At 33.6% G+C, this 14,316-nt stretch carries 14 protein-coding genes; 8 read left to right on the plus strand and 6 right to left on the minus strand.

Features of this window, described 5'->3' with window-relative positions; genetic code table 11:
• Positions 1–590 precede the first annotated feature (590 nt).
• The 3 genes from Q0838_RS07175 to Q0838_RS07185 are packed head-to-tail and all read right to left on the minus strand — an operon-like array spanning position 591 to position 2,377.
• Entirely contained in the window at positions 591–1,457 is an 867-nt protein-coding gene (locus Q0838_RS07175; RefSeq protein ID WP_298952823.1) for a DUF5777 family beta-barrel protein, read from the minus strand.
• A complete protein-coding gene (locus Q0838_RS07180; RefSeq protein ID WP_298952828.1) occupies positions 1,447–1,998 on the minus strand; it encodes a YceI family protein in 552 nt (183 codons plus the stop codon). Before Q0838_RS07180 ends, Q0838_RS07175 begins: the two co-directional genes overlap by 11 nt.
• The gene (locus tag Q0838_RS07185) at positions 1,991–2,377 is read right to left on the minus strand and encodes a hypothetical protein (protein WP_298952831.1); all 387 of its coding nucleotides are present in this window, start codon (positions 2,375–2,377) and stop codon (positions 1,991–1,993) included. The genes Q0838_RS07180 and Q0838_RS07185 overlap by 8 nt, the downstream gene beginning before the upstream one ends.
• Positions 2,378–2,563: 186 nt before the next feature.
• Here Q0838_RS07185 and Q0838_RS07190 point away from each other — a divergent pair, with 186 nt between their 5' ends.
• Complete coding sequence (locus Q0838_RS07190; RefSeq protein WP_298952834.1) at positions 2,564–3,706, plus strand: LytTR family DNA-binding domain-containing protein; 1,143 nt, start codon at positions 2,564–2,566, stop codon at positions 3,704–3,706.
• 830 nt (positions 3,707–4,536) lie between these two features.
• On the opposite strand, the gene Q0838_RS07195 is transcribed toward Q0838_RS07190, so the two are convergent.
• The 3 genes from Q0838_RS07195 to Q0838_RS07205 all read right to left on the minus strand — a co-directional run bounded on the left by Q0838_RS07195 (position 4,537) and on the right by Q0838_RS07205 (position 7,786).
• The gene (locus Q0838_RS07195) at positions 4,537–5,820 is read right to left on the minus strand and encodes an ammonium transporter (protein ID WP_298952837.1); all 1,284 of its coding nucleotides are present in this window, start codon (positions 5,818–5,820) and stop codon (positions 4,537–4,539) included.
• Between the two features lie 225 nt (positions 5,821–6,045).
• A complete protein-coding gene (locus tag Q0838_RS07200; protein WP_298952840.1) occupies positions 6,046–6,972 on the minus strand; it encodes a bifunctional UDP-sugar hydrolase/5'-nucleotidase in 927 nt (308 codons plus the stop codon).
• A gap of 16 nt (positions 6,973–6,988) precedes the next feature.
• Entirely contained in the window at positions 6,989–7,786 is a 798-nt protein-coding gene (locus Q0838_RS07205; RefSeq protein ID WP_298952843.1) for a 5'-nucleotidase, read from the minus strand.
• Positions 7,787–7,840: 54 nt separating this feature from the next.
• Here Q0838_RS07205 and Q0838_RS07210 point away from each other — a divergent pair, with 54 nt between their 5' ends.
• The 7 genes from Q0838_RS07210 to recN all read left to right on the plus strand — a co-directional run bounded on the left by Q0838_RS07210 (position 7,841) and on the right by recN (position 14,316).
• Entirely contained in the window at positions 7,841–8,353 is a 513-nt protein-coding gene (locus Q0838_RS07210) for a hypothetical protein (RefSeq protein ID WP_298952845.1), read from the plus strand.
• Position 8,354: 1 nt separating this feature from the next.
• Positions 8,355–9,233 (plus strand): 4-hydroxy-tetrahydrodipicolinate synthase, encoded by an 879-nt coding sequence (gene dapA / locus Q0838_RS07215; RefSeq protein ID WP_298952847.1) that lies wholly within the window; start codon positions 8,355–8,357, stop codon positions 9,231–9,233.
• Positions 9,234–9,311: 78 nt separating this feature from the next.
• On the plus strand, positions 9,312–10,124 hold the full coding sequence (gene bamD / locus Q0838_RS07220; protein WP_298952850.1) for an outer membrane protein assembly factor BamD: 813 nt from the start codon (positions 9,312–9,314) through the stop codon (positions 10,122–10,124).
• A 2-nt stretch (positions 10,125–10,126) separates the two neighbouring features.
• Complete coding sequence (locus Q0838_RS07225) at positions 10,127–10,453, plus strand: DNA-directed RNA polymerase subunit omega (RefSeq protein WP_298952852.1); 327 nt, start codon at positions 10,127–10,129, stop codon at positions 10,451–10,453.
• Between the two features lie 13 nt (positions 10,454–10,466).
• A complete protein-coding gene (gene coaBC / locus Q0838_RS07230) occupies positions 10,467–11,675 on the plus strand; it encodes a bifunctional phosphopantothenoylcysteine decarboxylase/phosphopantothenate--cysteine ligase CoaBC (RefSeq protein WP_298952853.1) in 1,209 nt (402 codons plus the stop codon).
• Positions 11,650–12,552 (plus strand): DUF4835 family protein, encoded by a 903-nt coding sequence (locus Q0838_RS07235; RefSeq protein WP_298952855.1) that lies wholly within the window; start codon positions 11,650–11,652, stop codon positions 12,550–12,552. The genes coaBC and Q0838_RS07235 overlap by 26 nt, the downstream gene beginning before the upstream one ends.
• An 84-nt stretch (positions 12,553–12,636) precedes the next feature.
• A complete protein-coding gene (gene recN, locus Q0838_RS07240; protein ID WP_298952857.1) occupies positions 12,637–14,316 on the plus strand; it encodes a DNA repair protein RecN in 1,680 nt (559 codons plus the stop codon).

Here is a 14,316-nt window from a genome sequence, read left to right on the forward strand (position 1 = left end):
AAAGTTTTTTTTTACTCCTAAAAGTGAAAGAATCGCTTTAAAAGTGAATACAGGAGTCTGATTTTAAAATGGAGATTTTTTTTAAAATGAAATTATCTTATGTGTAAAATTACCAGATAAGACATCGAGTAAGTGGAAGCATTGCTGCACCATGATGATAAAAGAAAATTTGCCAGTTCGAGCGAGAGTCGAGAACGTTTACCTAGCGCACCTGATGATCTTCACTATAAAAACCTCTCACTTGTTCTAAATGAAATACACTTGCAACATTAACATAGTAAGTTGTACTCTTATTTTGAATTTTATATTTCCTGCTCTTCTATTAAAAATATAAAATGCAGACAGTATGCCTAATGTGTTTGAATTTTACTGTGTATGGACTTATTAAAATTGATATGAACTTACTCGAGACGGTACTCATTGCAAGCGAGCACTAGCTTCATAAACGGGCGCTAGCTGGTATGGAAATATAGATGGATGAAGTCCCACTTACAGTAGTGTAAATAAGAGGTGCAAGACAAAGGATAGAGACTAATAGTTCTAGGCTATTACATATAAACTAATAAATCAGGAAGTTTTTATAAATAAACCTAGAGTTGAAAAGTATAAGTAGCTCTAAACCCAAAGGTCATATTTCTATTTCTCACGTTAAACTCCAGTTGATTACTGGTAATAAACAGATCTTCAGAATACGGCCTGCTATTAGTAAGCATAAATTGTAATAAAAGGTCACTTACTTCCCAATTTGCTCCTAAAGAAAAAGCGTCAAAAGTCTCCATAGATTCTAATGGATTAATTTGATAGAAATATTCTGAGAATAATTCAAAATGTGATGATAATTTATACCTGCCACTCACTCCTATGGCAAACTGATTTGTAGGGTCTACTTTAAATCTATTAGAACCTCTATGAATAAAAGTAGGGCTTAATTGAGCGGTAAATTTATCATTCCATTTATGCGCAACTAACAGTTGACTAGTGTAAGCTAGTTTTTCTCTAAAACTTCCTCTTGTAGTTGTGATATCAAAAAACTCTGATTTGTAATTCAAGGTTTGTACAAAAGTAAAACTTAACGGCAGTTTATCATTATTGCGTTGTCTTTTTAGTCTATATTTTCCAAAGACATTTGCAGCCGTCATTAAAGTACTGATAGAAGAACCTACCGTTAAATTATCTGTAAAAGCATAATCAAGAGCAAATGTGGTACATATTTGATCTACTAAAAAGCCTCTACTTTCCTCGTCAGGTGTATTCCAGTATCGCTGGCCTATAGATAGTTCAAATGTGTTACGATCTCTAGTCTCTATAGAATGACCTAGACCTATGCGAGTGCCTTTAAATGAAAGCGTTACCGCAGTAGTGTCAATTTGCTGTGATGTTAAAACATCTAATAAGCTTTGTGCATTTCCCAATTGAAAGAAAAAGAAAAAGACAATTAATCCTAGGCTATTTTTCATTTAGTGAATGTATTAGATTAAAAGAAGCTTTGATATTGTCTGCTATATTAGGTCTTAAAATAGGTGGAATGTTAATTTTATAATCTTCTACCTTAAGCTTTGTTTCACCACTTATGGTAATGTTATCATTTATTTTAGAAATTTGAGCTTTAATTTCTAAAGGTTTTGAGATTCCTCTCATCGTAAAATCTCCTTTAATAATTCTAGTCTGTATTCCATCAAAGTTTTTATCATAATCAATAATCCTACCGTTAAATGTGGCTTTAGGGTATAAATCAGACTCCATGTAACTTTCATTAAAGTGCGATTGCATCAAGGATTTTTTAAATTCAAATGCCTTCATTAGAATGGATACCGCAATTTCATTTGTTTCTATATCAACAATGCTGTAAACCGTATTGTTTGATGCCTGAATATTTTCAACTGTTGTATATGAGAAAAAAGTGACTTGACCTTGCTTTGTGATAAATTGCTTTTTAAGGTTGTCATCTTTTGTGCTGTTAAACAGCAATAGTATAAATAGGATAGAATATTTAATCATAGGTATGATCTAATAGCTCGCAATTTAAAAGAATTAAATCAGATAATTTACCTTTATATATGCCGCGTATTTTTACTCGGTCATTAATTTCTATTTTTTTTGTTTTTACTATTTGATTTTCATTGAGTTGACATAATATATTTTTTTCATTTCTACCTTCTAGTAACAGCGCGTATTTGCTGTTTGTAGAGAGTTTTTCTTTTACTGTACCATAAACAATAATAGACTTATCTATTAAAGAATCATGCACGGTTGCTTTATCTACTAGTTCATTTGACATTAATACAACGTCCTCATTAATGTTGTTATGATTATATGCTATAATAGCAACCATTACTACAATTAAGGTGATACTTATAAATTTAACTTTCATGTTCATTATAATTACTTTATAAAAATCATATCTGTAACTGTAAAAATAGGAGGGTTTTGTATTTTTCTAAAAATTAATACTTTTTAAAGTAGTTTAAAAGATCTAAAGGGAGAATCTATTTTTAAAAATGATTTTTAGGTAATTGAGATAGAAGTACAATTGCTTTTATATCTTTATAATTTTAATTAATTTATGTTTCTCACACCGTATAAAAAAATAGGTATTATAAATATAGCTATTGCATTCATTGTATATATAATAGCGATTTTTTATTTGACTAAGCAAGAGATGATTACTGCTCTAGATGCACAATTGTATCAAACAGAAAATACTAATGCGCATATTTCCTTAATAATAAGTGATATAGTTGTAAACAATGTGTCTCCTTCACAAATACAACAATCATTACAGAAGGCCTTATCTCAAACATCTCATGAATATACATATCTAACCGTTTTTAATTGGTCTGGTAAAATTATTGCTCATCCAGACGCGGTAAAACTAGATGATGATGTGGATTATTATGACGCATCCATTTTAAAAAAAGATGATTCTTTCTCCATAGAAAAAATATATAGTGACCTTGGTAACTACAAAGAAGATCAGGTTATTAATATTTCATCTGTGATAAACACAGACTGGATTATAGCGACGCATATTAAGGTAAAAGCACTGCAAGAATTAGAAAATGACATCTTGTTTAAAAATATTATACTCTTTTTAATCATTGGTTTGATATTTACGATGTTAACATTGTTAAGTTTAAGATATTTAAAATCCATATTTGAAAAAGAACTAGAAGAACGACAGTCTGAGATTTCTACAGGTGTTTCTAACATTGCTTCACTCAATAAAAACCTAGAACTACACCAAGAGAGTCTACTACAGGAACTTGATAAAGTTAAAAAAGGAATGAAAGTTAATATTGCACCGCAATCACTAGAACCTAAAGCAACAATGGGTACATATCAAACAGAAAGCCTGGATACTGATAATTATAAATCTCGTGTATTAACCTATGTACGTAATGAACTAGTTTCTCTGGCTAGTGAAGATATCGCGGTTATATATGTCGATAATACAATAACTTATTTCTTAAGTTTTAACGGTAAGAAATCAACTTCTAATGAGAGCCTAGACACTATTTATACTTCCTTGAATCCTAAAATATTTTTTAAAGCAAATAGACAATTTATAGTCTCCATAACAGCTATAGAAAAGATATCTAAATACGGTAACAGTCAACTTAAATTAAAAACAAAACCAGAATTAGAACACGAAATTATTGTAGGAAAAAATAAAGCAGCTTCCTTTAAAAAATGGCTTAATATTTAAATTTTACACAATACTGGCTTAGTCTATATTATTAATAAAAATTGTGATTATCAAAGTGATTTTATCGTGTTCCGCTTTCGCGAAAGCGCAATCATTTAAATCCATTATCATCCCAGATGATATCATGTTAATTTAATGGGCACTTAGATATCTTTTCACCACTTTTTTTAGAAAATAATATTTTTTTTATGTAAACAAATATATCGCGTCTGGTATCGATGCCAGAATAGTTAAATTACCATTTCTGTTCTTTTTTCCTTTTTTTCAAAATCACAATAGGCTAAATATGTATACGAATTATGATGAGTATTTGAAGTGATGGTTATTAACGATTATGTTAGTAAAGTCCCGTCTTATGATGAAGTGTTTGATACTACTGCTGCTATCGGTCTTTTTAATGATTTAAAATGGAGTAACTATTATCCAATATGAGAGTTGAAAATAAGGTTTTACGTAAATCCATAAAAAAAAAGGCAACTTAGTATTTCATAAATTAACCTTTCTAATAAAGAGTCTGTTTTTATCTATAAGAATTTGATAAATGAATATTATCAATGCTTATAGGGTAGATGTAATAATATCTAAACTAGCTTATAATACGTACCATATTCTAAGGAATTAAGTCTACCGACCATGCCTATTGCAAATGGTCGTGGCATAAGCTGTGGTGGCGATAGAATTTTTACACTCTACCTTAAAATTAAGTTTAGATTATAAACTGCTGGAAACTGATATTGCCCGCGTAAATAGTTTTTTTTAGAAAATTCCTTAAATCGCATTTTCCTATAGGGCTGTTTTTATTGAAAATGGGGTTAAAAATTATTAATGAGTTAACTTACCTCTTCTCCGTGCTGGCTTGCGTCTAGACCTCGCTCTTCTTGATCGTCTCTTACTCTTATAGGAATTAATAGATCTACAATTTTGTAAAGTGCAAGACTACCAAAAAAGGTAAAAATAGAAACACCTATTAATGCGATAACATGCCACATAATGGTATGGGTTGCACCATTTACAAGTCCTACTTCTTTTGCAAATACAGCGGTAAGAATCATTCCTACTATCCCTCCAACACCGTGACTGGGAAAAACGTCTAGTGTATCATCTATTCCTGTTTTAGAAAACCAGGTAATAGCTAGATTACTGGTTATAGCAGCAAAGAATCCTATAAAAATACTTTGTGATATGGTCACAAATCCTGCTGCAGGAGTAATAGCGACTAGTCCAACTATGGCGCCTATACATGCTCCCACGGCACTCATCTTGCGATTACTGAATCTTTCATAAAACATCCAGGTAATCATAGCTGTTGCACTAGCAATATTAGTGTTTGCAAAGGCGATAACAGCATCTGCATTTGCAGCTAGTGCACTACCTGCATTAAAGCCGAACCAACCAAACCATAGCAAGCCTGTTCCTAAGATAATGTATGGAACGTTTGCTGGATCGTGTGTTATTTTTTTACGTTTTCCTAGATATACAGCACCTGCTAGGGCAGCAAATCCTGCACTCATATGAACCACAGTTCCACCTGCAAAATCTAGAACACCTAAATTGCGCAGTAAACCGTCTGGGTGCCAGGTCATGTGGGCTAGCGGTGTATATATAAATATGGTAAATAGAACCATAAATAAAATATAGCTTCTAAATCGCACACGCTCTGCAAAACTACCTGTAATGAGTGCTGGTGTTATGATTGCAAATTTGAGCTGGAATAAGGCAAAAACTAAAAATGGTACTGTTGCTGCAAAGTCTGGATTAGGAGCGAGGCCTACGTTTCTAAAATTGAAAAAAGTCATAGGGTTTCCAATAATTCCGTGCCAGCTTTCTCCAAAGGCTAGAGAAAACCCTACAAGTACCCATATGATACTCACCACACCTAAAGCTACAAAACTTTGTAACATAGTAGAAATCATAGATTTTTTGTTCACCATACCACCATAGAAAAAGGCTAGACCTGGCGTCATTAATAAAACAAATGCCGATGCGATTAACATCCACGCAGTATCACCGCTATCTATAGCGCTCATGTCTCCGTTTTCAGTATAAGGACTACTGAAGAATAAACTGATTAGTACTAATACTGCAAGAACTATAAAGTTGACCTTTTTACCCATTTTGAAATCGTTTGCTTATTTTTTTTCAAATATAGGGTATAGCTCTTAAATATTGTGTTTAAATATGGAAAAGCCCTGTTTAAAATAGGGTATAATTTTTTATGGATAGTTTTTAAGGTGGTAATTTAATGTTTTTGCTGGGGTAGAATGTGAATATATTAGTTTCTGGTAATTTAACGATTGCTCTGTTTTTATTTCCTTATTTGATATTTATAAAAACTTGGGTTACACGTCATAAACAACATCTACACCTTTATCTATTTTTCCTTCTTTTAAGTAAAAATCAATGCGACCTAGGTTAATACCATAACAGCCTACTTGATTTACCATTACGTCTTTTCCTATTGCATTTTTTACAATTTCAGGTGCGTCTAAGAATGTGTGTGTATGACCACCTATAATTAAATCTATTCCAGATGTAGCTGCAGCAAGAGCAAGGTCAGACACTTTATCACCGCGGTAAGAGTAACCTAAGTGCGACATGCAAATTACGAGATCACAATTATCTTCTTCTCTTAATAATCTAGCTTGGTCCTTTGCAGTTTCTATAGGGTCGTTATAGATCGTTTCTTTATACATTTTTGGATCTACTAGTCCTTGTAACTGTATCCCCACGCCGAATAATCCTATACGCACGCCATCCTTTATAACCACCTTTCTCGATTTAATATGACCGTCCATTATGGTGTTAGAAAAATCATAGTTAGAAATCACAAAGTCAAAAGAAGCATTAGGCAGTTGTTTGAATAGTCCATCGATACTGTTGTCAAAATCGTGATTACCTATAGTAGCGGCATCATAGCCCATCATAGTCATTAGTTTTATCTCTAATTCTCCACCATAAAAATTAAAATAGGGCGTTCCTTGAAAAATGTCACCACAGTCTAGAAGTAGGGTGTTAGGATTTTCTTCTCTAACTGTGTTAATTAAAGCTGCTCTACGGGCTACACCGCCACGACCATCGTTACGGCCGCCAGAGATAGGTTCTATATGAGAGTGAGTGTCGTTAGTATGTAGTATGGTTATTTTTTTAGTGCCCATTTCTAATTCTGGACCTGTAAAAATACCATTTGCAAGAGCATAATTAGACCATAAAGCCGTTCCTGCTAGAATCCCTGTGCTCGTATTGCGTATAAATTTTCTTCTTTTCATTTTATTTAGGCTAAAATTATTTTAGGATATCAAACCTATTATCTCTCTTAAAATTTAACGTGTCTACCTTTTTAAAATAATCAATTAGAGCATTTCTTATTTTATAATCTATTTTAGTCATAGGGGTATCCTTAAAGAAACTCATGTTGTCGCCACCGTTATATAAATAATCGTTAGTAGCTACGGTATATGTTTTATAGTTGTCTATAGGTTTTTTATTAATGAGAACCTTGTTGATGGAGTGGTCTTTATTTAATAAAATCTGTAAGCCATCTATAGGGTGTGCACTTTTACGTTCTACCAGGTAATTAATCAATTCATGAACCTGTTTACCACTTAATTCTGCAATAACAATCTCGTTATCAAATGGCATTATTTCATATGCGCTACGCATAGTTACTGGGCCCGCGTTAAGACCAGATCGTATACCACCGTGATTAAGTAATACCATGTCTAATCTCTTGCCGGTTCTAGAATAATACACAGGTTCTCCTTGTGTTCTAACTATAGCTGCCATCATATTTCCTATAGGAGTGTTAAGCTTATAGTCGTTCTTGTGCATTGAAGTAGGGTTGTAGCTTATCTGCTCGTTCATTTGTCCGTCTAGAGACTTTTTGAAAGGGGCAATAAAAGCCTCGATTTCTTCAGTACTTTCTAGAGTTGCGTCTACGGCTGTTTGATTTCCTGAGACTTTTTTAAGCTCATATATTTTCTGGCTGCAAGAAACTAGTAAGATGGTGGATAGTAATACCGCTTTCGCGAAAGCGGAATGATTAAATACCACCTTACTGTTTACTAACTTATTTTTTTTCATAAAGCTTCGTGCTATTGTGCTACTTTTGTGTAATAGAATAAGTAGTAAAAGTACATGATTTTTGACGTTTTAAAAAAGCGATGGTTACGTAAAGAGTTCCATAAATTAGAAAATAGTTGCAGAGAACGCAAGCAACACTGGCCTAAAACGCTTGTTATAGTTTTTGATGCAAATCAAATATCTGATATACAGATTTTTAAAAAGTGGGCCGTAACTTTACAGATTCCTGTAGAGAATTTAACGCTTCTAGGTTTTACTAAAGACGCAAATAACGATAATCTAGAGGGAGCTGTTTTGTTTGATAAAAACCTTATTAAATGGAGTGGCGGTATATCATCAGTAGATTTTAAAAAGATCTTGAGTGCGTCTTATGATTTACAAATTAACCATTTTGAATCTCCTAGTTTAATGACCAGGTATGTGTCTTTAAAGTTAAATAGTGGTTTTAAAGTAGGGTATGCTTTTCATGAAGAGTGTTCATATGATCTTGCAGTTAACGTTCCATTAACTAATCAAGAACTTTTTATCTCGGAAATTGCAAAATATTTAAAAATTCTTAATAATTAACATGCAAGATTTAATAGGCACCGGTGTTGCGCTAGTAACACCTTTTAATGCTCAAGGAGCGATAGATCACGAGGCGTTGTCCCGTATTGTTAACCATCAAATAGATAATGGTGTAGATTATTTAGTGGTTCTAGGTACTACAGGAGAAAGTGTAACCCTTTCTAAAGAAGAGAAGCAAGAAGTCATTAAAACCATTAAAAATGCAAATGATGGACGTTTACCTTTAGTTCTAGGAATAGGCGGTAATGACACTGCTGTGGTAGTTAATGAGTTAAAAACTGCAAATTTAGAAAGTTTTGTAGCGATTTTATCTGTGTCGCCGGCATATAATAAGCCTACTCAAGAAGGAATTTTTCAACATTTCAAAGCTGTGTCTGAGGCTAGTCCTTTGCCGGTTATTTTGTATAATGTCCCAGGAAGAACAGGTTCTAATATGGCTGTAGAAACCGTAGTTAGATTATCTCAATTTGACAACGTAGTTGCTATAAAAGAGGCTGCAGGTGATCTGGTGCAAGCTATGAATATGATTCAATATACTCCCAAAGATTTTCTTGTGATATCTGGAGATGATATGATAGCAAATGCAATGACACTAGCAGGAGGTGCCGGTGTAATATCAGTAATAGGTCAGGCTATGGCACAAGATTTTTCTGATATGATACGTTATTCCTTAAATGGAGATGTAGGAGAGTCTTATGAATTGCATTATAAAATAGCGGCTAGCATAGATATGATTTTTGAACAAGGTAATCCTTCTGGAATAAAAACATTATTACATCATCTAGGTTTATGCGATGACGGTGTAAGATTACCGTTAATAAAAGCAGATAAAGACCTAAGTTCAAGATTAAAATCTTTTTTAGACCAATACGAGAATTAAAATCATTAAGTTAAGCAGTGTGAACGGGCTTTCTTTTTCCATAGAAAAAGTTACATTTGCAGCCCATTAAAGTTAAGTATGAAAAACCTTGTTGTAGTAGTAATTGTAGCCATAAGCCTGGCTAGTTGTAGTTCTTATCAAAAAGCTCTTAAGTCAGAAGATAATGCTGTAAAAGTAGCCATGATAGACACATTGTTTGCAAAAGGTAAGTTCGGGAAAAGTTTAATGCTTTTTGAGCAAATTATACCGGTTTATCGTGGTACAGACAGTGCTGCGCCTATGGCTATTAAGTATGCCAAAGCTTTATATGAAGATAAAGATTATGTGAATAGCGCTTATCAATATGAGCGTTTTATACAATCTCACCCAGCAAATCCTAATGCACAACTTGCTTTATTTATGGCTGCAAAGAGTCATTATCACATGTCTCCTGTATATTCAAAAGACCAAAAGAACACAAATATAGCGCTCACTAAACTACAGGAGTATGTTAACCTTTATCCTTCTGGTCAGTTTGCTGAGGAAACGAACGTACTGGTAGATGAATTGAGGTCTAAGTTAGATAGAAAAGCATATGAGACGGCAAAACAGTACCATCATTTCGGTAACTTTAGAGGCGGTTATATATCGGCAATAAGTGCGTTTGAGAATTTTATACTAGATCATCCAGGTTCAGAATATCAAGATGATGCTCAATATTATTTGCTAGAATCTCAATATGAATATGCTATGAATAGTTTTTCTAACTTAGTTCCAGAAAGACTGGCTCTCGCTAAGAAATATTATGATACCTTTGCACAACGTTATCCTAATAGTGAGTATAAAGAAAATGCTGACGATATACTCGCTAAAATAGAGGATTATAATTCTAAGAATACAAGTAAAATATAACAATGGATACTAAAAACCTAACAGCTCCTAACACGACTATTACTTATAACCGTGATGCATTAACTGCTCCTACAGGTAATATGTATGAGGCGATTTCTATTATCGCAAAACGTGCTGAACAGATCAATACAGATGTAAGAGAAGAACTTGTTGAAAAACTAGAAGAATTTGCTACTTATAACGACTCTCTAGAAGAAGTCTTTGAAAATAAAGAACAAATTGAGGTTTCTAAATTTTATGAACGCTTACCTAAACCTGCTGCTATCGCAGTTGAAGAATGGTTAGAAGGGAAAATCTACTTTAGAGATACAAGCGTTACTCAAGGATAATTTACAAATAATTATGTCTGTATTAAGTGGTAAAAATGTATTGCTAGGTGTAACCGGTGGTATAGCCGCTTATAAAGCTACTTATCTAGTGCGCCTGCTTGTAAAAGCGGGCGCTGCTGTTAAGGTGGTTATGACACCAGCTGCAAGAGAGTTTGTGACACCACTTACCTTATCTACACTCTCTAAAAATCCTGTTTTAAGTCATTTTACAAATCAAGAAGACGATAATGATACCTGGAATAATCATGTAGAATTAGGGCTCTGGGCTGACTTAATGATTATAGCACCTGCTACCGCAAATACCATGAGTAAAATGGTGAACGGGACTATAGATAATTTATTACTAGCAGTCTACTGTAGTGCAAAATGTCCTGTTTATTATGCTCCAGCAATGGATCTGGACATGTATAAACACCCATCTACACAATGCAATTTTGATCAACTCAACGTCTATGGTAATCTCATGATTCCTGCAGGTGATGGAGAACTAGCTAGTGGGTTATCTGGTAAAGGCCGCATGGCAGAGCCTGGAGAGATACTTAGTTTTGTTGAAAAAGACATTTCTAATAAATTACCATTAAAAGATAAAGTTTGCCTAATTACCGCCGGCCCGACATACGAGTCTATCGATCCTGTGCGTTTTATAGGCAATTATAGTAGTGGTAAAATGGGGGCTGCCATAGCGCTAGAATTAGCAAATCGAGGCGCGTCAGTAAAATTAATTATGGGACCCAGTCATGTTAAGACAGATCATGAACTCATAGACAGAATAGACGTAAAAAGTGCGCAACAAATGTACGATGCAGTACATTCTATCGTTGCTACTACAGATGTCGCAATATTTAGTGCTGCGGTTGCAGATTATAGACCTAAAAACCCTGTTGATCAAAAAATAAAAAAGAAGTCTAATACGTTAACTATAGAGTTAGTCAAGAATCCGGATATTTTAGCTAGTGTAGGAGCTATGGTGAAAAAACCATTTTTAGTAGGTTTTGCTTTAGAAACAGAAAATGAATTAGAACACGCTTTCGCGAAAGCGGAAAAGAAACAAACTGATTTACTAGTATTAAATTCTACGCGGGATAAAGGTGCTGGTTTTGGAGTAGATACTAATAAAATTGCGATTATAGATAAGAATAAAAATGTTTCAAGATATGAGACAAAACTGAAAACCGAAGTAGCAAAAGATATCGTAGATGAAATTATTAAAAGGATTTTATAGTTTTCTTGTTTTATTTTGTGCAGTGTCAACTGTAAATGCTCAAGAACTTAATTTTACTGTAAAGGTAAATGCGCAGAATGTTGCACAGCCCGATCAAACTATTTTTACTACTTTAGAAACTTCAATTCAAGAGTTTTTAAATAATACAAAATGGACAGATCAAAAATTTAAGGACATTGAAAAAATTAATGCTTCTCTAGTTTTTGTTGTTACTAATTATGATAACGACAGATTTAGTGGCAATTTTCAAATATCTGTTTCTAGACCAGTTTATAACTCTTCTTATACGACTCCCATATTTAATTTTAAGGATAACGATATCGCCTTTGAATATGTTGAATATGCACCCTTTTTTTATAATGCAAATCAATTTGAGAATAACTTAATATCGCTTATTTCTTTTTACGCTTATACGACACTAGGTATAGATGCTGATACCTTTGAACAAAGAGGTGGGCAGCAATTTCACGAGCAAGCGCAGACTATAGTAAGTCTAGCCCAGGGCTCGCAAGGAGTCGCTGGGTGGAAAGCAAGTGATGGGCTGCTTAGTAGATTTAGGCTTAATGACGACATCCTTTCAGATACTTATAAAGAATATAGAAACGTAATGTATGATTACCATTTAAATGGGTTAGATACTTTTTCTAAAGACTCTAAGAGTGGTAAAATTACATTAAAGAAGTACATCATGCAATTTGAAGAATTACATAGTCGCCGACCTAACAGTTTGTTACAGCGTACATTCTTTGATGCAAAGGCAGACGAGATATTGAGTATTTACTCTTCTGGACCGGCTGTAGATATAAGGGATATAAAAACCTCCCTGCAAAAACTTGCACCTAATCAGTCTTCAAAATGGCGCAATATTAAGGTGTAACTTCTTTTTTACGTCCCTCTTTTTGCCTAGATTTATGTTTTATAAACTGGTAGTTCTTTAACTGCTCAAATAGCTGTAAACAAATTGCTTAAACATATTCAAATAGAGAATTTTGCACTGATCGATTCACTAGAATTAGATCTTAAAAATGGGCTTACCATGATTACCGGTGAAACTGGTGCTGGTAAATCAATTTTATTAGGTGCATTAGGATTGATATTAGGTAACCGTGCAGATTTAAGCGCCATAAGAGACACCTCACGTAAATGTGTTGTAGAAGCCCAGTTTGATATTTCTGATTTAGAGCTCAATACTTTATTTGAAGCAGCAGATCTGGATTATGAAAACTTGAGTTTTTTGCGCAGAGAGATTCTACCTTCTGGTAAAAGTAGAGCGTTTATCAACGACACTCCTGTGACACTTTCTGTTATGAATACTATAGGTAAGCGTCTTATAGATATTCATTCCCAGCACCAGACATTGCAACTTTCTAAAGATACTTTTCAAATAGAGGTCTTAAATGCTTTTCTTATAGAAAACACTAAAGACTCAAAAAAGCCTGCATCCCAACTATTCAATAGTTATAAGGATGAATTACTTGTTTACAATAATGCAAAGAAAGAACTCAAAAAATTACAAGGTCAGGAAGCTCAGTTATCTAAAGACTTAGATTACAATAATTTTTTACTATCAGAATTAGAAGAGGCTGGCTTAGATCAATTAGATCAAAAAGCGCTAGAAGAAGAGAATGAGCAGTTGAGTAATGTAGAGAGTATTACTGAAGTTTTTACAGAATTTAACAACACAATTTCTCAAGACGATCTAGGAATGTTAGATCAATTAAGGCATTTACAAAATAATTTTTCTAAAATAAGTGAATTCTCTAAGGTGTATTCTTCTTTAAAGGAACGACTTTCTTCAGTTCTTTTAGAGCTAGAAGATATATATCAAGAATCTTCTCTAGAGGCCGATAAGATAGAAGCAGATCCAGAACGTTTACTTCAAATTAATAATTCTATACGGTTATTAGAAGATCTGTATAGAAAGCACCAAGTAGATACAGTAGATTCTTTAAAAGAGCTTAGAGATGAGCTTGCAGATAAAGTCTTTATTTCACAAGGTCTTGATAAAAAGATACAACAGCAAGAAAAGAAATTAAATGATGCTCAAGTAAGTCTAACAAAATTAGGATCTAAAATATCTAAGGAAAGAAGTCAGTACAAAACAGCTCTAGAAAAAGAAGTTTTGAGTGTAGTAAAGGCGTTAGGCATGCCAGATGCTCAATTTAAAGTAGATATAACACCGCTAGGTGCCTTTGGGCAAACAGGGATAGATCAAATACAATTTCTTTTTACTGCAAATAAAGGTTCTCAGCTATTGTCGTTAGATAAAGCAGCGTCTGGAGGAGAGTTGTCCAGGTTAATGTTAGCTATTAAATCTATACTCGCAAGATGCAAAAAATTACCTACTATAATATTTGATGAGATTGATACCGGTGTCAGTGGTTCTATAGCTACTATGATGGCAGTTATTATGAAATCTATGAGTACAGGAATGCAGGTAATGGCTATCACCCATTTGCCACAAATTGCTGCATCAGGAAATGATCATTTAATCGTTAAAAAAATAACAGCAAACAATAAGACAGTAAGCACTATTCAACGACTTAATGAAGAGGAGAGACTAGAAGAAATAGCCCAGATGTTAAGTGGTGGGACTATTTCTGATGCTGCAAGAGAAAATGCTCGTGCGCTACTCAATTAG

It is taken from the genome of uncultured Nonlabens sp. (assembly GCF_947495285.1).
Taxonomy (GTDB): Bacteria; Bacteroidota; Bacteroidia; order Flavobacteriales; family Flavobacteriaceae; genus Nonlabens.